Raw genomic sequence first — 21,153 nt, 5'->3', positions numbered from 1 at the left:
AGGGCCGGGGTCACCCGGCCCTCATGTCGTTTCCCCGGACGGGCCCGGACGGCGGGGCACAGCAAAACGCGGGGCGCGCCGAGCGATCCGCTCGGCGCGCCCCGCGCCCTCGACGTCCTCGCGTCAGTCCCGCTCGTCTCCCAGCGAGGCGAGGTCCAGCAGCAGCTCCTTGACCTCCGTCGCCTCGTAGCGCTCGCGGGCGCCGCGGGCGTCGGAGCACAGCAGGACCGGGCCGTCCTGCGGGTCGGCGGGCAGCCGGCCGTGCGTGCCGCGTACGGCGGCGGCGCCCGCGTCCAGGCCGATCGCGCTCATCAGATACCGCATGCCGAGCTTCTTGCGGGCCAGCGCCTTCGCGGTCCGCACCCTGGCGGCGACGGGGGCCGCCGGGTCGAAGAACAGCTCGGCCGGGTCGTATCCGGGCTTGCGGTGGATCTCCACCAGCCGGGCGAAGTCCGGCGCACGCTCGTCGTCGAGCCAGTAGTAGTAGGTGAACCATGCCTCCGGCTCGGCGACCAGGACGAGATCGCCGGCCCGCTCGTGGTCCAGTCCGTAGGCCGCCTTCTCCTCCTCCCCCAGCACCTCGGCGACGCCGGGCAGCTCCGCGCACACCTTGCGGACCAGGGGCAGGTCCGCCGGATCGTCGACGTAGACGTGCGCGACCTGGTGGTCGGCGACGGCGAACGCGCGCGACGTCCACGGGTCCAGGTACTCCATGCCGGCCTGCGTGTGCACGCGCAGCAGGTTCTCGCGGCGCAGCGCCCGGTTGATGTCGACCGGGCGGCTGGCCCGTGTAATGCCGTACTCCGACAGCGCCACCACGGTCGCGCCGCGCCTGCGGGCCGCGTCGAGCAGCGGGCCGAGCACCGCGTCCAGCTTCGCCGCGGCGGACGCGGCCTTGCGCCCGTCGGGGCCGAACCGCTGCAGGTCGTAGTCGAGGTGCGGCACGTACACCAGCGTCAGGTCCGGGTCGTGGCGCTCCATGATGTGCTGCGCGGCCTGGCAGATCCACTGCGACGAGGGCAGGCCCGCGCCCGGCCCCCAGTAGGTGAACAGCGGGAACTCACCGAGGGCGGTGGTGAGTTCGTCGTGCAGCTCCGGCGGGTCGGTGTAGCAGTCGGGGTCCTTGCGGCCGTCGGCGTGGTAGACGGGGCGCGGGGTCACCGTCCAGTCGGTGGCCGCTCCCATGGCGTACCACCAGCAGATGTTGGCGACCGTGTATCCGGGGTGGCGGCGGCGTGCCGCGTCCCACAGCTTGTCGCCGCCCACGAGCTTGTTGTGCTGGCGCCACAGCAGGACCTCGCCGAGGTCGCGGAAGTACCAGCCGTTGCCGACGATGCCGTGCTCGCTCGGCGGTGCGCCGGTGAGCAGCGTGGCCTGCACGGAGCAGGTGACGGCGGGCAGCACCGGGGCGAGTTCGGCCTGCCAGCCCGTGCGGGCGATCGCGGCCAGCCGCGGCATGTGCTTGAGCAGACGCGGGGTGAGCCCGACGACGTCGAGGACGACGAGGGGAGTGGGTCGGGGGGTCACTGGATCATCTCCCTCACGGGTTGTTCGCGCAGCCCCAGAGCGAGCAGCTCGTCGCGGGCGAACGCCACCTCGGCGGCGATGCCGTCGGCCAGCCCGCCGGGGGTGGTGGGACGCTGGTCGGGCGGCAGCACGTTCCAGGTGTACGTCTCCACCTCCAGGTGGTCGCACAGCGCCCGGTCGCCTCCGACGAGCAGGGCCAGCGCGCCGCGCAGCACGTCGAGCGTGGAGTGCAGCGGCGGCTGCGGGACGGCGTGCAGCGGCACGTGGTAGTGGATCCGCCACGGCCCGGAAAAGCCCGCGTCGAGCGCCTCGCCCAGATCGTCGGCGGCATGCCCGGCGGCGGACCGGGTCTGGTGCAGGAACCGGGGCTCGGCGTACCCGCGCAGCGCGGCGGACGTCGCGGCCTGTTCCGGATGGTCGGCGCCGAGGGCGGCGGACACCTGCACCTTCACCACGGGCAGGCCCGCCGCGGCCAGCCGGGCCAGCGCGGCGCCCGGCTCCTCCCAGCCGCACGCCAGGTGGGCGAGGTCCAGGCACACCCCGAGGTAGCGGGTGTCGATGCCGGACAGCCCCTCGGCCACCTGCTCGGTCGTCTCCAGGACACAGCCGGGTTCCGGTTCGAACCCGACGCGGATCAGCCGCCCGGTCCGCGCGTGCACGGCCTGAAGCCCGTCCGCCAGTTCGGCGAGCCGCCCCTCGGCCGCCGCCCTGTGCCGGGCCGTCCAGGGCGTGCGCCAGGCCAGCGGCAGGGTGGACACCGAGCCGCGGGCGGCGTCGTCGGGCAGCAGTGCGGCCAGCACCCGCGCCAGGTCGAGGGTGTAGGCCATGCGGTCGTCGCTCAGCCAGTCCGGCCGGTACACGTCGTGCTTGACCACGGGGGCGTGGAAGGCGCGGTAGGGGAAGCCGTTGCAGGTGACCACCTCCAGTCCGCGCGCGTCCAGGTCGCGGCGCAGCTGCTCCACCGCGGCGGGGTCGGCGGCGAGCTGCGCGGCGACGGGCGCGGCGAGCCACAGTCCGACGCCGAGCCGGTCGGCGCCCAGGGCCCGGCGGGCCGGCACCGCGTAGGTGTCGAGCTGCCCGACGATCTCCGCGAGTTCCTCACCGGCGTGGACGTTGGTGCAGTAGCCGAGGTGGACCGTCTGCCCGTCGCGGTGGAGCAGCCGCATCAACTGCCTCCGCGGGCGATGGAGTTGCCGGCGAACGCCGAGGCCGGCTCGCCCGCCTCGGACGACCGGGACGCCTCGGACGCCTCCGCCGACAGGTCCAGGCGCCCGGACTGCCCGTAGAACTCCACGGGGTTGCGCCACAGCACCCGGTCCACGTCGTCGTCGGTGAACCCGGCGGCCAGCATGGCCTCGCCGGTGGCGCGGGTGAGCAGCGGGTCGCTGCGGCCCCAGTCGGCGGCGGAGTTCACCAGCATCCGCTCCGGCCCGTACTCGCGCAGGATCGCCGCCATGCGGTCCGGTGACATCTTGGTGTCCGGGTAGATGGAGAACCCCATCCAGCAGCCGCTCTCGGCGACCTGGCCGACGGTGACCTCGTTGAGGTGGTCGACGACGACCCGTCCGGGGGCGATGCCCGACTCCTTGACGACGTCCAGGGTGCGCCGGGTGCCGTTCTGCTTGTCGCGGTGCGGGGTGTGCACGAGCACCGGCAGATCGTGCTCGACGGCCAGCTGGAGCTGGACCGCGAACACCTCGTCCTCTTCCGGGGTCATCGAGTCGTAGCCGATCTCGCCGACCGCGACGACGCCGTCCCTGGCCAGATAGCGCGGCAGCTCGCCGAGCACCTCGCGGCAGCGCGGGTCGTTGGCCTCCTTGGGGTTCAGCGCGATGGCGCAGTAGTGGCGGATGCCGAACTGGCTCGCGCGGAACGGCTCCCAGCCGGTGAGCGCGTCGAAGTAGTCGAGGAAGGACCCGGCGTTCGTGCGGGGCTGGCCGAGCCAGAAGGCCGGCTCGACCAGTGCGCGCACCCCGGCCGCCGCCATGCGCTCGTAGTCGTCGGTGGTCCGTGAGGTCATGTGGATGTGTGGGTCGAAGATGCGCATCAGACTGCCTTCTCCTTGTCCTCGCCGGACCGTGCGGGTGCCCGGTCGCCGATCAGCGCCAGCAGGACGGTCGCGTCGTCGGGCAGGCTCCGTCCGGCGGCCCGCCGTTCGTCGTCCAGGTCGGCCAGCATCCGGGCCAGTTCACCGTCGGCACGCCGGTCCAGGTCGGCCACCGCGGTCAGCGGTATGTCCATGAACACGCACTTGAGCACGGCCTGCCGCCACATCCCGTCGTCGAGGTGACGGGCGCCGGGGCCGACCGCGGCGGCGATCAGCCGCGGGTCGTTGGTGCGGAGCGCGTCGTGCAGCAGGTCCACCGCGGCGGAGCCGATGTCCAGGTGCGCCAGGGCGCGCAGCACCGCGCGCCTCTCGGCCGCGGCACCGTTCCAGTACAGCGCGGTGACCTGCTCGGCCAGTGCGGCGCCGTGCAGGGGCAGCGCGGTCAGCAGCAGGACGCGGGCCGCGTCGTCGACGGTCCAGCCCGCCAGTTCGGGGCCGGGGTCGGTGAGCTCGTCGCGGCCGCACTTGCGGCCGGCGGCGGGGAACAGCGCGGCGACGGCGGCCGGGTCCTGTGCCACCCGCCGCTCGGCGTCGTGCAGCCACGCCGGGTCGGCGACCTGCTCCTTCAGCACGTCTGCGAGATGTCCGCCGGTCACCTTGGGACCTCCTCCGCTTCATGGACTTCGGCCAGGGCCTCGGCCGCGGCGCGGGCGGCGGTGAGGAACTCCAGCGACGCGCGCGCGACCGAGGGTGCGGCGTGGGAGTGGCGGGGCAGCTCCACGGCCGTCAGCCCGCCGTATCCGGTGTCGGCGAGGGCGCGCAGCGCGGCCGGGAAGTCGACCTCGCCCGTGCCGAACTCCAGATGCTCGTGCACATCCCGCCGCATGTCGTCGATCTGCACGTTGACCAGGTGCGGGCCCGCCTTGGCGACACAGTCGGCCACCGGCAGGGGTTCGACGCAGCGGCAGTGCCCGATGTCGAGCGTCAGGCCGAAGCCGTCCGGCGCGCCGAGTCTGCCGCGCAGCGTGAACCAGTCGTCGATCGTCTCCACCAGCATGCCGGGTTCGGGTTCGAAGCCCAGCCGCACACCGGCGGCCTCCGCTACGGCCACCACCTCGTCGCAGCCTCGCACCAGGCGGTCCCACGCCTGGGCGTGCGGCACCGCGGCGGGCCGGACGCCGGCCCAGAAGGAGACGGCCTCCGCCCCGAGGTCCGCTCCGATACGGACGGCCCGCCGCAGGAAGTCGAGCCGGGCCGCGGGTTCGTCGTCGAGCAGGGTCGGGGCGTGCTTGTGCCAGGGGTCGAGCAGGTACCGGGCGCCGGTCTCGATGACGACGGCGAGCCCGAGCCGGTCCAGCCGGGCCGCCAGGGCGTCGACCCGGCGGGGCAGGTCCGGCCCGAACGGGTCGAGGTGGTGGTGGTCGAGGGTGAGCGCGACACCTTCGTAGCCGAGGTCGGCGATGACGGTGAGCGCGTCCTCCAGCCGGTGGTTGGAGAACCCGTTGGTTCCGTAGCCGAAGCGCACGCCGGTGCCTGCCGGGGCGCTCATGTGGGCGACACCTTGGCGGCCAGGAGCCGGCCGATGGGTGCGCAGGCGGCCACCATCGCGGCGGCGACGGGCCGCGCCGACCGTGCGACGAGCGCGCCCTGCAGCGTCGGCAGGCCGGTGATGCCGGCCGCGACCGCCGCCCGGACGTTGCCGGCGTCCGGGGTGGCCAGCGCCCGGACCTGGGCGTCGCCGTAGCCGGACGCGTACCAGGCGGCCAGTGACCCCACCAGCCCGGGCCGCGGTGCCCGTCCCGAGGCGGCGAGGGCCACCCCGGCGGTCGCGGCCAGCGTCGCGCCCGGCAGCAGGCGGCTGCCGCCGGTCACTTCGCGGCGCGAGAGAGCGGTGACCGTGTAGGTGTGCGCGGCGACGGTGAGCGCGGGGGCGAGCGCGCGTCGCCAGCCGTCCCGGCGGGCGCTCGCGCCGAGGAGCACGTCGAGTCCTCGGCAGGCGGCCATGGCGGCCGGGCCGGCCGCGGTGCCCTTCAGCTTCAGGTCGTACGCCCACACCGCGCCGGTCAGCGGCACGGCCACGGCGAGGGCCCGACGGCCGCCGGCCAGGTGGGCCAGCGCGAGACCGGCCGCGCTGAGTCCGGCGGCGACGCCCAGGGCGGCACCGGCCGTGACCCGGCCGGACGGGATCGGCCGGCCGGGGCGCTCCTCGGCGTCCAGGTCCCGGTCCGCCCAGTCGTTGGCCGCCATGCCCGCCCAGTACAGGCAGACCGCGGCCGCGGACAGTCCGGCGGTGCGCGGCCCGAGGTCGCCCGCGGCGGCGGCGCCGGCCACGGCGTCGCCGGGCACCGACAGGGCGGCGGGCGCGCGGACCAGTTCCATGAGGTCGCGCGTCGTGGTCATCGGCCGCCGCCGGGTCGGGCCCCGAGCCCGGCGAGGTAGGTGCGCAGCGCGTCCCACTGGGCGTGCAGGGCGTGGTCGACGTCGCCGAGCGGGTCCTTGAAGAAGTAGGCGAGTGCTTCCAGCGGTCCGGTCTGCCCGGCCGCGTGCGCGGCGGCGGTGATCCGGGCCAGGTCCAGGACGAGGGGTGCCGCGAGGGCCGAGTCGCAGCCCTGCCAGGTGAACTGCAGGCACATCCCGGTGCCGAGGAATCCGTCGAACGTGATCAGGTCCCACGCCGTCTTGAAGTCGCCGATGTCGGCCACGTAGTCGATGCGGGTGTCGCCGTCGGGGGCGTAGCCGAGGGTCTCGTGCAGCACGCGCTGCTTGCTGGCCGTCTTGGCCGCGTTGGCGTGCGGGTCCGTCAGGCTGGCGCCGTCTCCGCCGCCGAGCAGGTTGATGCCGGACCATGAGCGGACCGCGAGGTTGCGCATGGCGAACATGGGGGCGAGCACCGACTTCAGCAGTGTCTCGCCGGTCTTGCCGTCGTGGCCGGCGTAGGGCAGGCCGCGTGCGGCGGCGAGTTCGGCGAGGGCCGGCAGCCGGGCGCCGGTGGAGGGGGTGAAGTCCACGTAGGGGCAGCCCGCCTCGAACGCCGCGTAGGCGTACAGGGAGCTGGGCGGCAGGACGTCGCCCGGCGCGGCCAGCGCGGAGACCAGCGTGCCGAGGTCGGCGTGCGCGGGGTGCTCCGGGGGCGCGGGCTCGGTGGAGGACACGTTGACGACGACGACCCGGTCGAGGCCGTGCCGTGCGGCGAACGCCTTGATGTCGTCGGCGATCTGCGCCGCGTCCTCGGCCTGGGTGGCGCCGGCCGGGGCGGGCCGCAGGTTCGTCTCGACCTCGTCGAGGTCCTGCGCCAGCGCCTGCACCAGCCGGCCGGGCACGATGCCGGCGGCGGCCAGTTGCTCGGCCTTCTTGGCCACCGGGATGGTGGCCACGTCGTGACCGCCGAAGACCAGGTCCCCGAAGCCGGGCAGCGCCGAGGCGTCCAGCGCGGGATGAGCGGTCACGCAGCCCACCGGGTCGGCCAGACCGGCGCGCAGCGCGAGCGCTCCGATCACGCTGGTGGTGGCGACGGATCCGCGGGCACCGATGAGCCAGATGCCAGCACGCACGTTGTCTCCTTCGATCACGAGCACGGTGGGTGTTGCGGTCTTCGCCGCGGGCCGGGCCGGGGGCACGGCCCGCGACGAGACGACCGGAGGGGATCAGCCGATCTTGACGACCTCTCCGGCACCGACCGCCGGGTAGATGTTGGAGCTGGTGCAGGCCGGGGCGTCCGTGCAGGCCGGCCACATCATGGTCTTGCTGGCCACGTAGATGGAGCCGTCGGCACCGGCCGCGAAGCCCGTCGGCGCGAACAGCTTGCCGTCGGCGAGGACCGTGCGGGAGTTGTCCTCGTGGTTGATCTGGATGACGTTGCCGATCGGGTCGCCGGTCGGCAGGAAGCCGGTGGTGTCGAACTGGACGACGTAGAAGTCACCGTTGGCACCGAAGCCACAGCCGCCGATGGCGCTGAAGCCCTTCTGCCAGACCTTCAGCTTCCCGGTCTTCGGGGAGTAGCGGTAGATGTTGGCCGCGGTCGCGGAGTTGCCGTGACCGGTGATCTGGCCGATGTACACCGCGCCGTCGGGGCCGACGTCGAGGCAGGTGGGCACGGCGTCGGTGCCGGCGGGCGTCCTGGGGATCCAGGAGAGGACCTTGGTGCGGCCCTTACGGTCGATGGAGCTGAGCGTGTTGGCGCCCGCGTCCACCATGTAGAACCCGCCACCCGGCTTCGTGGTCAGCGCGTAGGGGTTGGTGGCCGGGTAGGTGTTGGACAGGTCCGGGTGCTCCTCGGTCCACTTCCAGTTCACCGTACCGGGGCGCGCCACGACCTTGCGCTGACCGTCGGTGATGTCCATGACCGTGCCGTACTGCTCCTTGAGCGTCTTCTCCAGGTCGTCGGGCAGGACCTCGGGGACCTGCTCCTCCGAACCGGCCTGGAGCGTGTAGATGTGACCGTTACGGCCGACGGCGATGCCGTTGGGGCCGATGGTCTCTTCCTGGTTGAACGCGTTCGGCAGGTTCTCGGCGATCCGCACCGGCTTGCCGGAGGAGACGTCCGCGACCGACGCGGTGGTGCCGTAGCACTGGGTGGCGAAGCCCGTTCCCCGGCACGCGGTGGGGGTGGGCCCCATCTCGGTGACCAGAAGACGGCCGTCCTTGGTGAAGGCCAGGCTCCGAGGAGAGTTCAGCCCGCGGGCCACCACGGTGACCGGCGCGTCGCTGGTGAGATGTCCGGTCACACGGGGCGACTTCTTCGGGGCGGCCTCGGCGGCCTGCCCCGTAGGTGCTCCCAGACCGACGAGCGCTGCTAGGGCCGCCGCACCGGCGGCCAGCGTCCTGCTCGTTTTGAGACGCATCTTGGCCTCATTCCCTCCGAGTCGAGTGGAACCACGACTTGCTGACTGGTGTGCACGACAGGACGCACCGGGACCGACTCGCACTGTTGCGACATGACCCGCTCCCTGCATCGTGTTCAGGCGCCTCAGCATCGGTGATGTGGCTTGTTTGCGGCTGTCGATCGAGTTGGCGCCGACTTGGCGGCAGGCCGGAGCGGCAAACCGGGCGGCAGGTCAGAGGCCGGAAGAGCCGGTGTCATGGGGTGCGTGAACGTTCACGGGATCCCCGGTGCCACCGGCCGTGATCCAAGGACGAGGGCGGCCCGAGGACCCGGCCGTGTCCCTCACGGCCGGGAAGTTGGCGAGATCTGATCTGCGACCCGGTCGCGGTCCGAGGGGCGTCCGGCCGGCGAAGGCCCCGGTGGGACAAGCCGACGCCCATCGATCCTCCAGCGGAGTTCGAGGGGGGTGCCCGACTCTGGGCCGCGGGACGCAGCGTAGAAGGGCGCGGCCGGACGGCATCGCTTCGTGCCGTGTCCCAGATCGGATCGCTCTGTGACGTCTTCCGGATTTTACGCGTGGAGGTTCGAATGTCCGAAGCCGCTGATGTCGAGCGTGTGTATGCGGCCATGGAGGAAGCGGCTGCGCTTCTGGGCGTGACCCCCGCACGCGAGAAGATCTATCCGCTGCTCACCACGTTCCAGAGCACCCTCGCCGAGGGCGGCAGCGTCATCGTCTTCTCCATGGCGAGCGGGCGGCACTCCACCGAGCTGGACTTCAGCATCGGGCTGCCGGGCAGCCTGGGCGACCCGTACGCCACCCTGGTCGACAAGGGGCTGTTCCCGGCCACCGGCCACCCGGTGGACGATCTGCTCGCCGACACCCAGAAGCACCTTCCGGTCTCGATGTTCGCCATCGACGGCGAGGTCACCGGCGGCTTCAAGAAGACCTACGCCTTCTTCCCCACCGACAACATGCCCGGCGTCGCCGACCTGAAGGCCATCCCCTCGATGCCGCCGGCCCTGGCCGAGAACGCGGAGCTGTTCGCCCGCTACGGTCTGGACAAGGTCCAGATGACGTCGATGGACTACAAGAAGCGCCAGGTCAACCTCTACTTCAGCGAGCTGAGCGCGAAGACCAAGGAGCCGGAGACCGTCCTGGCGCTGGTCCGTGAGCTGGGCCTGCATGTGCCGGACGAGCTGGGGCTGGAGTTCTGCAAGCGCTCCTTCTCGCTCTACCCCACCCTCAACTGGGAGACCGGGAAGATCGACCGGCTGTGCTTCGCCGTCATCTCCACCGACCCCACGCTGGTGCCGTCCAAGGACGAGGGCGACATCGAGAAGTTCTACAACTACGCCACCAAGGCGCCGTACGCGTACGTGGGCGAGAAGCGCACCCTCGTCTACGGGCTCACGCTGTCGCCCACGGAGGAGTACTACAAGCTCGGCGCGTACTACCACATCACCGACGTCCAGCGGCGGCTGCTGAAGGCGTTCGACTCGCTGACGGACTGACGCCTTTCGGCGGGCAGGACAAAGGGGCGGTCCCGGCGGACCGCCCCTTGCGCATGTCCGCCGCCGCTCGGAGCGCGGCGGCTCAGTGCAGGATGACGATGTCCAGGCCGGTCAGATCGGCGCGGATGTCGATGTTGGTGATCAGGCCGTCGGCGATGTCGAAGCGGAACACGGCCTGCGGCACGCCGGCACGGACGTAGGCCAGGCCGGCGGACCCGTCGATGAGGGCGGGCACCGGGGCCCAGGACAGCTTGGAGAAGGCGCGGGTGACGGCGTCGGCGCCGCGGATCTCCTCGGTCAGGCCCATGCCCGTGGCCATCCCCATGCCCGTGTCCATGCCCCGGCGCACGGCCGCCTGGTCGGCGCGGACCACGATGTCGGGGGCGAGGATGGACAGCAGCGCCTCGAAGTCGCCCTCGCGGGACGCGCTGAGGAATGCCTGCACGAAGTCGGCCTTGCCGGCCTGCGAGGCTTCGGCGCCGAGGTCGTGGACCGGCGTGCTCTTCGGAACCGGTGTGCTCTGCGGGGCGGGTGCGCTCGGCGGGACCGCGGCGGCGGCCTCCGGTGCGATGCCCTGCCGCTGGAAGCGCCGGCGGGCGCGGCTGGCCAGCTGGCGGACCGCGGCCGGACTGCGGTCGAGGATCGGTGCGATCTCGTCGAAGGGCACCGCGAACATGTCGTGCAGGACGAACGCCAGCCGCTCGGCGGGGGTGAGCGTGTCGAGGATGAGGAACATGGCGGCACCGACCGACTCGGCGAGCAGCGCCTCCTGCTCGGGGTCGGCCGCGTCCGTCTCGCGGAGGTGCGCGGACTCGGTCTCGGGGGTGTCCACCAGGTCCTCGCGGCGGGACTTGCGGGACTGGAGCATGTTCAGCGACACGCGGGCCACGATGGTGGTGAGCCAGCCGCTCATGTTCTCCACCTCGCTGGCGTCCGAGCGGGTGACCCGGATCCAGGCTTCCTGGACGGCGTCGTCCGCCTCGGCCATCGAGCCGAGCACCCGGTAGGCGACCGCCCGCAGCCGCGGACGGTCGGTTTCGAATCGGTCGGCCAGCCAATCGTTTTCGTTCATCAGGTCGCTTCCTCCCGGCAGTGCCTCGCCTGTGTGACAAGCAGCAGCCGCCAAGTGTGACGGGCCGCCGGGCGCACAGGGCTCCTCCGCGCTCGAGGATCCCCCGTGATGTGCTCAAGGCGGTGCCGCCCGGACGCGGCCGCTGCCCCGAGGCCGGTCCTTTCCCCCGCCGCGGCGGACCGGCGACCTCGGCCGCCGCGGTCCCCCACCGAAGCCCTGATGCGTGCCGCCGGCCGCCGTACGAGGCGCCCGATCGGGGTGGATCAGAAGAGCCGGTACGAGCCGATGGGGGTCAGCTGCTCCATGGTCAGCGGCTCGGCGATCCAGTCGCCCTTGAGTTCCGCCATCACGTCGGTGAAGGCGGACAGGGCGGCGAGGGGATTGGCGTCGTCGTCCTCGAGATCCACCAGCAGCAGGAAGGTCTCGCCGTCCTGGAGCTTGCACCAGGTGTAGCGGACGCCCTTCGGCTGGGCGGCCTCGATGGCCGCGAACATCTCCTTGCCCGCGGCCTCCATCTCGGCGACCTTCTCGGGCTTCACCTTGGCGCGGAACATCCGCACGCTCATCAGCACTCTCCTTCGTCGCGGTGCACGGGTTCTTCTGCGCCCCGCCGGACATACGGACCGGCGGCGAACGCTCCGATGCCCCCTCGGCGTACCGAAGGGGCATCGTGGTGGGACCGTCAGGTGCCGGCCAACGCGACCGAGGGCACCCGCCGTTCGGCGGGTCCGGGCGCGGGGGAGGCGGCCGGTGACGGCCGTACGGGTGCGAGCCACGCCGTTCCCCGAGGCCCGGCGGGGCGGGCCGGCTTCGCGACGGCCCGGGGGTCGGGCCGCCACTCCAGCGACGGCGCCTGGTTGAGGATCTGCTTCTCCAGGAGTTGCAGCGCCGGCCTCGGGTCGATACCCAGTTCCTCCGCCAGCCGTCTCTGGTTGGTGCGCAGCACCGCGAGCGCGTCGGCCTGCCGGCCCGCCCGGTACAGGGCGAGGCTCAGCAGCTCGCAGCCGTACTCGCGCAGCGGATGGGCCTGGACGAACGCCTCCAGCTCGGCCACCGCGACCTCGTGGGCGCCGACCGCGAGCAGTGCCGCGCAGCGCCCCTCGACCACCGACAGCCGCAGCTCCTCCAGCCGCGACACGTCCGGTCGCATACGGCTGGTGTCGGCCACCTCGGCGTATGCCTGTCCGCGCCACAGCGCCAGCGCCGCCTCGAACTCGTCCACCGCGCGCTGCGGGTCGCCCTGGTCCAGCGCCTGCCAGCCGGCGACGGCCCGCTCGTTGAAGTGGTGCACGTCCACCTCGACAACACGGCTGTCCAGCAGATAGCCGCGGCCGTAGGTACGGAGCACCATCGGCGGGGTCCGGGGCGCGCGGCCCGGCTCCAGCATGCGGCGCAGGTTGGCCACGTACGCCTGGAGCGAGGCGATCGCCGAGGGCGGCGGGTTCCCGGCCCACAGTTCGTCGACGATCACGTCGACGGCCACCGGCTCTCCGACCTTGCCGACGAGGAGGGCCAGCAGTGCGCGCTGCTTGGGTGCTCCGGGGTCGACGAGGCGGCCGCCGACGACGACCTCGATCGGTCCCAGTGCGCGGAACTCGACCATGGGGCACGGCTGTTCGGGGTTCCGGGGCGAGGGACGCTCGTCGTCCGCTCGCCGGGCCGGTGCGACCGCGGCGTTCCTGACCCCGCGCGTGACACCGTTCAAGAGTTCGAGTTCGCCGGCCACGTACACCCGCAGTGCCTCGTTGGTGCGGCGCAGCTCCCGAACCTCACGCTCCAACTCCGCGATGCGCCACGCGTCCAGATTGCCGGGCTCGTTCGCCATCCGTGAACCCCCATCTCCATGGCCTGATGTGGTCGCCCGGCCGGGCGGGCGGCGGTGCCGGCCAGGCCGTATCGGTCATCCATGTCCCCTTCGCGGCGTTGGGCAGGCGATGCCTCCGCCACTGCTGCGCGACCCTACGGACCGAGCGTATGCGCGCCAAGCCACCACCATGTTTGGGCCAAGCCATCGCCAAGCGGTCCTTGAGTCACACTCAGGGGGGCGCGAAGACGAGGGCGGACACACAGAGAAAGGGAGAGGGGGCGACGGCCCGACGGCCCTGTCCCAAGGCCGTGGTTCAGGTCACTTCGGCGGAGAGTTGGCGCCGACGGAGGCCCCGTGTCACTATCTACCCACGCCTACCCTGCCCAAAATTGGCCTGTGAGGCAGTGGATCGCGTGTCGTGCCCGCCGGTCTGCACAGACGGACCGTGTCCCTGAGCGCAGGGCGCCAGTCTTCCGCATCCGACCAACCGCTCGTGTCAGGTGCTGTGCGTCGACGGCCTCGCCGTCCTTCGCCGGCGTAGCGCCGGGCTCTCGATCGACCGGCCCGCGAACGTCCCCGATCACCTACGGCGGTCGGTGCTCCGTGCCCTCACGAGGGCGGCACCTCACACGTCCTGCTCCATCGCTTTCTCAGAACAGTGGACGAAGCGATCCCATGACCACGCGATCTCCGTGCAGAAAAGACAAAGGGAGCTGAGTGCGTTGACTCTACCGACCTCGGCTGAGGGGGTATCAGAAAGCCACCGGGCCCGCTCGGTCGGCATCGGTCGCGCCCACGCCAAGGCCATCCTGCTGGGAGAGCATGCGGTCGTCTACGGAGCGCCGGCACTCGCTCTGCCGATTCCGCAGCTCACGGTCACGGCAAGCGTCGGCCGCTCCTCCGGGGCCTCCGACAGCCAAGGTGGCCTGTCCTACACGATGACCGGCACGCCGTCGCGGGCGCTGGTGACGCAGGCGTCCGACGGCCTGCACCGGCTCACCGAGGAATTCATGGCACGCCTGGGCGTGACGGACCGGCCGCACCTGGACGTGATCCTGGACGGCGCGATCCCGCACGGCCGGGGGCTGGGCTCCAGCGCGGCCGGCTCACGCGCGATCGCCTTCGCCCTCGCCGACCTCTTCGGGCGCGAACTGGCCGAGAGCACGGCGTACGAACTGGTGCAGACGGCCGAGAACATGGCGCACGGCCGGGCCAGCGGCGTCGACGCGATGACCGTCGGCGCGTCCCGGCCGCTGCTGTTCCAGCAGGGTCGCACCGAGCACCTCGCCATCGGCTGCGACAGCTTGTTCATCATCGCCGACAGCGGTGTACCGGGCAGCACCAAGGAAGCCGTCGAGATGCTGCGCGAGGGCTTCACCCGCCACCCCGGCACACAGGAGCGGTTCGTCGGCCGGGCGACGGAACTGACCGAGGCCGCCCGGCAGGCCCTCGCCGACGGCAAGCCCGAGGAGCTCGGCTCGCAGCTGACGTACTACCACGAGCTGCTGCACGAGGCCCGCCTGAGCACCGACGGCATCGACGCGCTGGTCGAGGCCGCGCTGAAGGCAGGCAGCCTCGGCGCCAAGATCACCGGCGGTGGTCTGGGCGGCTGCATGATCGCACAGGCCCGGCCCGAGCAGGCCCGGGAGGTCACCCGGCAGCTGCACGAGGCCGGTGCCGTACAGACCTGGGTCGTACCGCTGAAAGGGCTCGACAACCATGCGCAGTGAACACCCGACCATCACCGTGCCCCGGCCGCAGGAGCAGGGCACCGCGTCACGCGCCACCGCTGTCGCGCACCCGAACATCGCGCTGATCAAGTACTGGGGCAAGCGCGACGAGCGGCTGATCCTGCCCTGCACCACGAGCCTGTCGATGACCCTGGACGTCTTCCCGACGACCACCGAGGTCCGGCTCGACCCGTCCGCCGAGCACGACACGGCCGCGCTCAACGGCGAGCCCGCCACGGGCGAGACGCTGCGCCGTATCACCGCGTTCCTGCAGCTCGTACGGGACATGGCCGGCAGCGGGCAGCGGGCCGTGGTGGACACGCGCAACACCGTGCCCACCGGCGCGGGCCTGGCGTCCTCCGCCAGCGGGTTCGCCGCCCTCGCCGTCGCGGCCGCCGCCGCCTACGGACTCGACCTCGACGACCGTGCACTGTCCCGTCTGGCCCGGCGCGGCTCCGGCTCGGCGTCCCGGTCGGTCTTCGGCGGCTTCGCCGTCTGGCACGCCGGCCCGGACACCGGCACCGCCGAGGAGGCCGACCTCGGCTCCTACGCCGAGCCGGTGCCCGCAGCCGACCTCGACCCGGCGCTGGTCATCGCCGTCGTCAACGCCGGCCCCAAGCCCGTCTCCAGCCGGGAGGCCATGCGCCGCACCGTCGACACCTCGCCGCTGTACCGGCCGTGGGCCGACTCCAGCAAGGGCGACCTGGACGACATGCGGGCGGCGCTGCTGCGCGGCGACCTGGAGGCGGTGGGCGAGATCGCGGAGCGCAACGCGCTCGGCATGCACGCCACCATGCTGGCCGCCCGCCCCGCCGTGCGGTACCTGTCGCCGGCTACCGTCACCGTGCTCGACAGCGTGCTCCAGCTGCGGCGCGACGGCATCGCCGCCTACGCGACCATGGACGCCGGACCGAACGTGAAGGTGCTGTGCCGCCGCACGGACGCGGAGCGCGTGGCCGACGTCGTCCGTGCCGCCGCGCCGGACGGCTCGGTCCTCGTCGCCGGGCCGGGACAGGGCGCCCGCCTGCTGAGCGAGGGCGCATGACGACAGGTCAGCGCACGGTGGTCCGGCAGGCGCCGGGCAAACTGTTCGTGGCCGGCGAGTACGCGGTGGTGGACCCCGGCAACCCGGCGATCCTCGTCGCGGTCGACCGGCACATCGCCGTCACCGTGTCCGACGCCGACACCGGCGCCGCCGACGTCGTGATCTCCTCCGACCTCGGGCAGCACGCGGTCGGCTGGCGCTGGCACGAGGACCGGCTCGTCCTCTGCGGCACGGACGACGGACAGCAGGCCCGCAGCGCGCTGGCCCACGTGGTGTCGGCGATCGAGACCGTGGGCCGGCTGCTGGGCGAACGCGGACTGAAGGTCCCCGCCCTGACCGTCTCCGTCAGCAGCAGCCTCCACGAGGACGGCAGGAAGTTCGGACTGGGCTCCAGCGGCGCGGTGACCGTGGCGACCGTCGCCGCCGTCGCCGCCTTCTGCGACCTCGAGCTGTCCACCGACGACCGGTTCCGGCTGGCCATGCTCGCCACCGCCCAGCTCGACCCCAAGGGCTCCGGCGGTGACCTCGCCGCCAGCACCTGGGGCGGCTGGATCGCCTACCAGGCGCCCGACCGGGCGTTCGTGCTCGACCTGGCCCGGCGCGTGGGCATCGACCGGACGCTCAAGGCGCCCTGGCCGGGGCACTCGGTGCGCCAACTGCCCGCGCCCGCGGGCCTCACGCTGGAGGTCGGCTGGACCGGGGAGCCCGCCTCCACCGCGTCCCTGGTGTCCGACCTGCACCGCCGCACCTGGCGGGGCAGCGCCTCGCACCAGCGGTTCGTGGAGAGCACCACCACCTGTGTGCGCTCCGCCGTCGCCGCCCTGGAGTCGGGCGACGGACCGGGCCTGCTGCACGAGATCCGCCGGGCCCGCCAGGAACTGGCCCGCCTGGACGACGAGGTCGGCCTCGGCATCTTCACCCCCAAGCTGACGGCACTGTGCGACGCCGCCGAGGCGGTCGGCGGCGCGGCCAAGCCCTCCGGGGCGGGCGGAGGCGACTGCGGCATCGCACTGCTGGACGCGGAGGCGTCGCGGAACATCACACACGTACGGCGACGGTGGGAGACGGCCGGGGTGCTCCCCCTGCCCATCTCTCCGGCCTTGGAAGGGATCGAGGAATGAGCAGCGCCCAACGCAAGGACGACCACGTCCGGCTCGCCATCGAGCAGCACCACGCGCACAGCGGACGCAACCAGTTCGACGACGTGACGTTCGTCCACCACGCCCTCGCGGGCATCGACCGGCCGGACGTGTCCCTGGGCACGACCTTCGCCGGCATCGAATGGCAGGTGCCGATCTACATCAACGCGATGACCGGCGGCAGCGAGAAGACCGGGATCATCAACCGGGACCTGGCCATCGCCGCCCGCGAGGCCGGGGTGCCCATCGCGTCGGGGTCCATGAACGCCTACCTCAAGGACCCGTCCTGCGCCGGCACGTTCCGTGTGCTGCGCGACGAGAACCCCGACGGGTTCGTCATGGCCAACATCAACGCCACCACGACGGTCGACAACGCGCAGCGCGCGATCGACCTGATCGAGGCGAACGCCCTCCAGATCCACATCAACACGGCGCAGGAGACGCCGATGCCGGAGGGCGACCGGTCGTTCGCGTCCTGGGTCTCGCAGATCGAGAAGATCGCGGCGGCGGTCGACGTCCCCGTGATCGTCAAGGAGGTCGGCAACGGCCTGTCCCGGCAGACCGTCCTGCTGCTCGGGGAGCTCGGTGTGCAGGCGGCGGACGTCAGCGGCCGCGGCGGCACGGACTTCGCCCGCATCGAGAACGGCCGCCGGGAGCTCGCCGACTACGCGTTCCTGCACGGCTGGGGGCAGTCCACCGCCGCCTGCCTGCTGGACGCGCAGGACGTCCCCCTGCCGCTGCTCGCCTCCGGCGGGGTGCGCCACCCGCTCGACGTGGTCCGCGCCCTCGCCCTCGGCGCCCGCGCTGTCGGCTCCTCCGCGGGCTTCCTGCGCACCCTGCTGGACGACGGGGTCGACGCGCTGGTCGTGAAGCTCACGACGTGGCTGGACCAGCTGGCGGCGCTGCAGACCATGCTCGGCGCACGGACCCCGGCCGACCTCACCCGCTGCGACCTGCTGCTCCACGGTGAGCTGCGTGACTTCTGCGCCGACCGGGGCATCGACACGCGTCGCCTCGCCCAGCGCTCCAGCTCCTTGAAGCCCCTCCACCAGACGACGGGAAGCACACGATGACGGAAACGCACGCCATAGCCGGGGTCCCGATGAGGTGGGTGGGACCCCTTCGTATTTCCGGGAACGTCGCCGAGACCGAGACCCAGGTCCCGCTCGCCACGTACGAGTCTCCGCTGTGGCCGTCGGTGGGCCGCGGGGCGAAGGTCTCCCGGCTGACGGAGAAGGGCATCGTCGCCACCCTCGTCGACGAGCGGATGACCCGCTCGGTGATCGTCGAGGCGACGGACGCGCAGACCGCGTACATGGCCGCGCAGACCATCCACGCGCGCATCGACGAGCTGCGCGAGGTGGTGCGCGGCTGCAGCCGGTTCGCCCAGCTGATCAACATCAAGCACGAGATCAACGCGAACCTGCTGTTCATCCGGTTCGAGTTCACCACCGGTGACGCCTCCGGGCACAACATGGCGACGCTCGCCTCCGACGTGCTGCTGGGGCACCTGCTGGAGACGATCCCGGGCATCTCCTACGGCTCGATCTCCGGCAACTACTGCACGGACAAGAAGGCCACCGCGATCAACGGAATCCTCGGCCGCGGCAAGAACGTGGTCGCCGAGCTCCTCGTGCCGCGGGACGTCGTCGAGAACACCCTGCACACGACGGCCGCCAAGATCGTCGAGCTGAACATCCGCAAGAACCTGCTCGGCACCCTGCTCGCCGGCGGCATCCGCTCGGCCAACGCCCACTTCGCGAACATGCTGCTCGGCTTCTACCTGGCCACCGGCCAGGACGCCGCGAACATCGTCGAGGGCTCGCAGGGCGTCGTCATGGCCGAGGACCGCGACGGCGACCTCTACTTCGCCTGCACCCTGCCCAACCTGATCGTCGGCACGGTCGGCAACGGCAAGGGCCTCGGCTTCGTGGAGACGAACCTCGCCCGGCTCGGCTGCCGGGCCGACCGCGAACCCGGGGAGAACGCCCGCCGCCTCGCCGTCATCGCCGCGGCGACCGTGCTCTGCGGCGAGCTGTCGCTGCTCGCGGCCCAGACGAACCCGGGTGAGCTCATGCGCGCGCACGTCCTGCTGGAACGCGACATCAAGACCGCAAAGGTTGGTGCATAGGGCATGTCCATCTCCATCGGAATCCACGACCTGTCGTTCGCGACAACCGAGTTCGTCCTGCCGCACACGGCGCTCGCCGAGTACAACGGCACCGACATCGGCAAGTACCACGTGGGCATCGGCCAGCAGTCGATGAGCGTGCCGGCCGCCGACGAGGACATCGTGACGATGGCCGCGACCGCGGCCGCCCCCATCGTCGAACGGCACGGCAAGAGCCGTATCCGCACGGTCGTGTTCGCCACGGAGTCCTCGATCGACCAGGCGAAGGCGGGCGGCATCTACGTCCACTCCCTGCTCGGGCTGGAGTCGGCCTGCCGGGTCGTCGAGCTGAAGCAGGCGTGCTACGGGGCGACGGCCGCCCTGCAGTTCGCCATCGGCCTGGTGCGCCGCGACCCCGCCCAGCAGGTCCTGGTGATCGCCAGCGACGTCTCCAAGTACGAGCTGGACAGCCCCGGCGAGGCGACGCAGGGCGCGGCCGCGGTGGCGATGCTGGTCAGCGCCGACCCGGCCCTGGTGCGCATCGAGGAGCCGTCGGGCCTGTTCACCGCCGACGTCATGGACTTCTGGCGCCCGAACTACCTCACCACCGCGCTCGTCGACGGCCACGAGTCCATCAACGCCTACCTCCAGGCCGTCGAGGGCGCCTGGAAGGACTACGCGGAGCAGGACGGCCGCTCCCTGGAGGAGTTCGCGGCGTTCGTCTACCACCAGCCGTTCACGAAGATGGCCTACAAGGCCCACCGCCACCTGCTGAACTTCAACGGCTACGACACCGACAAGGACGCCATCGAAGGCGCCCTCGGCCGGACGACGGCGTACAACAACGTCATCGGCAACAGCTACACCGCGTCGGTCTACCTGGGCCTGGCCGCCCTGCTCGACCAGGCGGACGACCTGACGGGCCGCTCCATCGGCTTCCTCAGCTACGGCTCCGGCAGCGTCGCCGAGTTCTTCGCCGGCACCGTCGTCGCCGGATACCGCGAGCGCCTGCGCACCGAGGCCAACCGGGAGGCGATCGCCCGGCGCAAGAGCGTCGACTACGCCACCTACCGCGAGCTGCACGAGTACACGCTCCCGTCCGACGGCGGCGACCACGCCACCCCGGCGCAGACCAGCGGCCCGTTCCGGCTCGCCGGGATCAACGGCCACAAGCGCATCTACGAGGCACGCTGACCGCACCTTCCGGGCCGTCGAGAGCGCGGGCGGCTCCCCACGCCGCGCGCGTTCGGCCCGTCGCCCGGCACGGGGTGCGCCACCACTGGCGGCGCACCCCGTGCCGGGCGCCTTCGCACAGATTCCACAACCACTTGAGGGGAGGGCAGCCGCATGACCGACGTCCGATTCCGCGTTTTCGGTACGGGTGCCTACGTACCGGAACGGATCGTCTCCAACGATGAAGTCGGTGCGCCTGCCGGGGTGGACGACGACTGGATCACCCGCAAGACCGGGATCCGGGAGCGTCGCTGGGCCGCCGACGACCAGGCCACCTCGGACCTGGCCACGGCCGCGGGGCGGGCCGCGCTGGAGGCCGCCGGCATCACGCCCGAGCAGCTGACCGTGATCGCGGTCGCCACCTCCACGCCGGACCGCCCGCAGCCGCCCACCGCGGCCTACGTCCAGCACCACCTCGGCGCGGCCGGCACGGCGGCGTTCGATGTCAACGCGGTCTGCTCCGGCACGGTGTTCGCGCTGTCCTCGGTGGCGGGCACCCTGGTGTACCGGGGCGGCTACGCGCTGGTCATCGGCGCGGACGTCTACTCACGCATCCTCAACCCGGCCGACCGCAAGACGGTCGTGCTGTTCGGGGACGGCGCCGGCGCGATGGTCCTCGGCCCGACCTCGACCGGCAAGGGCCCGGTCGTGCGGCGCGTCGCCCTCCACACGTTCGGTGGCCTGACCGACCTGATCCGGGTCCCCGCGGGCGGCAGCCGGCTGCCGCTGGCCAAGGAGGGCCTCGACGCGGGCCTGCAGTACTTCGCGATGGACGGGCGTGAGGTGCGGCGCTTCGTCACGGAGCAACTGCCGCAGCTGGTCAAGGGGTTCCTGCACGAGGCGGGGGTCGACGCCGCCGACATCAGTCACTTCGTGCCGCATCAGGCCAACGGTGTCATGCTCGACGAGGTCTTCGGGGAACTGCACCTGCCGCGGGCCACCATGCACCTCACGGTGGACACCTACGGCAACACGGGAGCCGCCTCCATCCCGATCACCCTCGACGCGGCCGTACGCGCCGGTTCCTTCCGGCCGGGCGAGCTCGTCCTGCTGGCGGGGTTCGGCGGCGGCATGGCCGCGAGCTTCGCGCTGATCGAGTGGTAGCGGCC

19 protein-coding genes are annotated in these 21,153 nt (G+C 72.2%); 8 read left to right on the top strand and 11 right to left on the bottom strand.

All coding sequences use genetic code 11. The features are described from left to right. Positions 1–123: 123 nt before the first annotated feature. The 8 genes from ACSU6M_RS33830 to ACSU6M_RS33795 form a co-directional block, all read right to left on the bottom strand. On the bottom strand, positions 124–1,527 hold the full coding sequence (locus ACSU6M_RS33830; protein ID WP_437075557.1) for an alkaline phosphatase family protein: 1,404 nt from the start codon (positions 1,525–1,527) through the stop codon (positions 124–126). Further along, entirely contained in the window at positions 1,524–2,693 is a 1,170-nt protein-coding gene (eboE, locus tag ACSU6M_RS33825) for a metabolite traffic protein EboE (RefSeq protein ID WP_437075555.1), read from the bottom strand. The genes ACSU6M_RS33830 and eboE overlap by 4 nt, the downstream gene beginning before the upstream one ends. Continuing rightward, positions 2,693–3,574 carry a TatD family hydrolase gene (locus tag ACSU6M_RS33820; protein WP_437075554.1) on the bottom strand — a complete coding sequence of 294 codons (882 nt, stop codon included), beginning with the start codon at positions 3,572–3,574 and terminating at the stop codon, positions 2,693–2,695. Before ACSU6M_RS33820 ends, eboE begins: the two co-directional genes overlap by 1 nt. Further along, positions 3,574–4,230: an EboA domain-containing protein gene (locus tag ACSU6M_RS33815; RefSeq protein WP_437075553.1), complete on the bottom strand. Its 657-nt coding sequence runs from the start codon at positions 4,228–4,230 to the stop codon at positions 3,574–3,576. Before ACSU6M_RS33815 ends, ACSU6M_RS33820 begins: the two co-directional genes overlap by 1 nt. Next, a complete protein-coding gene (locus ACSU6M_RS33810) occupies positions 4,227–5,123 on the bottom strand; it encodes a sugar phosphate isomerase/epimerase family protein (RefSeq protein ID WP_437075551.1) in 897 nt (298 codons plus the stop codon). The genes ACSU6M_RS33815 and ACSU6M_RS33810 overlap by 4 nt, the downstream gene beginning before the upstream one ends. Next, positions 5,120–5,974 carry an SCO3242 family prenyltransferase gene (locus ACSU6M_RS33805; RefSeq protein ID WP_437075549.1) on the bottom strand — a complete coding sequence of 285 codons (855 nt, stop codon included), beginning with the start codon at positions 5,972–5,974 and terminating at the stop codon, positions 5,120–5,122. The genes ACSU6M_RS33810 and ACSU6M_RS33805 overlap by 4 nt, the downstream gene beginning before the upstream one ends. Further along, the gene (locus tag ACSU6M_RS33800; protein ID WP_437075547.1) at positions 5,971–7,125 is read right to left on the bottom strand and encodes an inositol-3-phosphate synthase; all 1,155 of its coding nucleotides are present in this window, start codon (positions 7,123–7,125) and stop codon (positions 5,971–5,973) included. The genes ACSU6M_RS33805 and ACSU6M_RS33800 overlap by 4 nt, the downstream gene beginning before the upstream one ends. 93 nt (positions 7,126–7,218) lie before the next feature. Then, entirely contained in the window at positions 7,219–8,415 is a 1,197-nt protein-coding gene (locus ACSU6M_RS33795) for a ScyD/ScyE family protein (RefSeq protein ID WP_437075546.1), read from the bottom strand. 569 nt (positions 8,416–8,984) lie between these two features. Here ACSU6M_RS33795 and ACSU6M_RS33790 point away from each other — a divergent pair. Beyond that, complete coding sequence (locus tag ACSU6M_RS33790) at positions 8,985–9,908, top strand: aromatic prenyltransferase (RefSeq protein WP_437075545.1); 924 nt, start codon at positions 8,985–8,987, stop codon at positions 9,906–9,908. Positions 9,909–9,990: 82 nt separating this feature from the next. Here the strand turns inward: ACSU6M_RS33790 and ACSU6M_RS33785 are convergent, their stop codons facing one another. The 3 genes from ACSU6M_RS33785 to ACSU6M_RS33775 all read right to left on the bottom strand — a co-directional run bounded on the left by ACSU6M_RS33785 (position 9,991) and on the right by ACSU6M_RS33775 (position 12,805). Continuing rightward, positions 9,991–10,980, bottom strand: a complete 990-nt coding sequence (locus tag ACSU6M_RS33785; protein WP_437075543.1) for a sigma-70 family RNA polymerase sigma factor — start codon at positions 10,978–10,980, stop codon at positions 9,991–9,993. A 263-nt stretch (positions 10,981–11,243) separates the two neighbouring features. Further along, entirely contained in the window at positions 11,244–11,546 is a 303-nt protein-coding gene (locus ACSU6M_RS33780; RefSeq protein ID WP_437075542.1) for a hypothetical protein, read from the bottom strand. Positions 11,547–11,662: 116 nt separating this feature from the next. After that, positions 11,663–12,805, bottom strand: coding sequence for an AfsR/SARP family transcriptional regulator (locus ACSU6M_RS33775; protein ID WP_437075540.1), 1,143 nt, complete (start codon positions 12,803–12,805; stop codon positions 11,663–11,665). 482 nt (positions 12,806–13,287) lie between these two features. On the opposite strand from ACSU6M_RS33775, the gene mvk reads away from it, so the two are divergent. From mvk to ACSU6M_RS33740, 7 genes are all read left to right on the top strand, one after another. Further along, positions 13,288–14,517: a mevalonate kinase gene (gene mvk / locus ACSU6M_RS33770; RefSeq protein WP_437075539.1), complete on the top strand. Its 1,230-nt coding sequence runs from the start codon at positions 13,288–13,290 to the stop codon at positions 14,515–14,517. Next, on the top strand, positions 14,507–15,562 hold the full coding sequence (gene mvaD, locus ACSU6M_RS33765; protein WP_437075538.1) for a diphosphomevalonate decarboxylase: 1,056 nt from the start codon (positions 14,507–14,509) through the stop codon (positions 15,560–15,562). The genes mvk and mvaD overlap by 11 nt, the downstream gene beginning before the upstream one ends. Continuing rightward, complete coding sequence (locus tag ACSU6M_RS33760) at positions 15,559–16,683, top strand: phosphomevalonate kinase (protein WP_437075536.1); 1,125 nt, start codon at positions 15,559–15,561, stop codon at positions 16,681–16,683. The genes mvaD and ACSU6M_RS33760 overlap by 4 nt, the downstream gene beginning before the upstream one ends. Next, positions 16,680–17,774 carry a type 2 isopentenyl-diphosphate Delta-isomerase gene (gene fni, locus ACSU6M_RS33755; RefSeq protein ID WP_437075535.1) on the top strand — a complete coding sequence of 365 codons (1,095 nt, stop codon included), beginning with the start codon at positions 16,680–16,682 and terminating at the stop codon, positions 17,772–17,774. The genes ACSU6M_RS33760 and fni overlap by 4 nt, the downstream gene beginning before the upstream one ends. Beyond that, positions 17,771–18,832 carry a hydroxymethylglutaryl-CoA reductase gene (locus ACSU6M_RS33750; RefSeq protein WP_437075533.1) on the top strand — a complete coding sequence of 354 codons (1,062 nt, stop codon included), beginning with the start codon at positions 17,771–17,773 and terminating at the stop codon, positions 18,830–18,832. The genes fni and ACSU6M_RS33750 overlap by 4 nt, the downstream gene beginning before the upstream one ends. 3 nt (positions 18,833–18,835) lie before the next feature. After that, on the top strand, positions 18,836–20,005 hold the full coding sequence (locus ACSU6M_RS33745) for a hydroxymethylglutaryl-CoA synthase (protein ID WP_437075531.1): 1,170 nt from the start codon (positions 18,836–18,838) through the stop codon (positions 20,003–20,005). Positions 20,006–20,158: 153 nt separating this feature from the next. Continuing rightward, the gene (locus tag ACSU6M_RS33740; protein WP_437075530.1) at positions 20,159–21,148 is read left to right on the top strand and encodes a 3-oxoacyl-ACP synthase III family protein; all 990 of its coding nucleotides are present in this window, start codon (positions 20,159–20,161) and stop codon (positions 21,146–21,148) included. Positions 21,149–21,153: the final 5 nt, after the last annotated feature.

The sequence above is a fragment of the Streptomyces sp. enrichment culture genome, from assembly GCF_964272895.1.
Lineage (GTDB): Bacteria > Actinomycetota > Actinomycetes > Streptomycetales > Streptomycetaceae > Streptomyces.
Note: the sequence above shows the minus strand (reverse complement) of the source record. Positions and strands in the feature narration are given on the sequence as shown.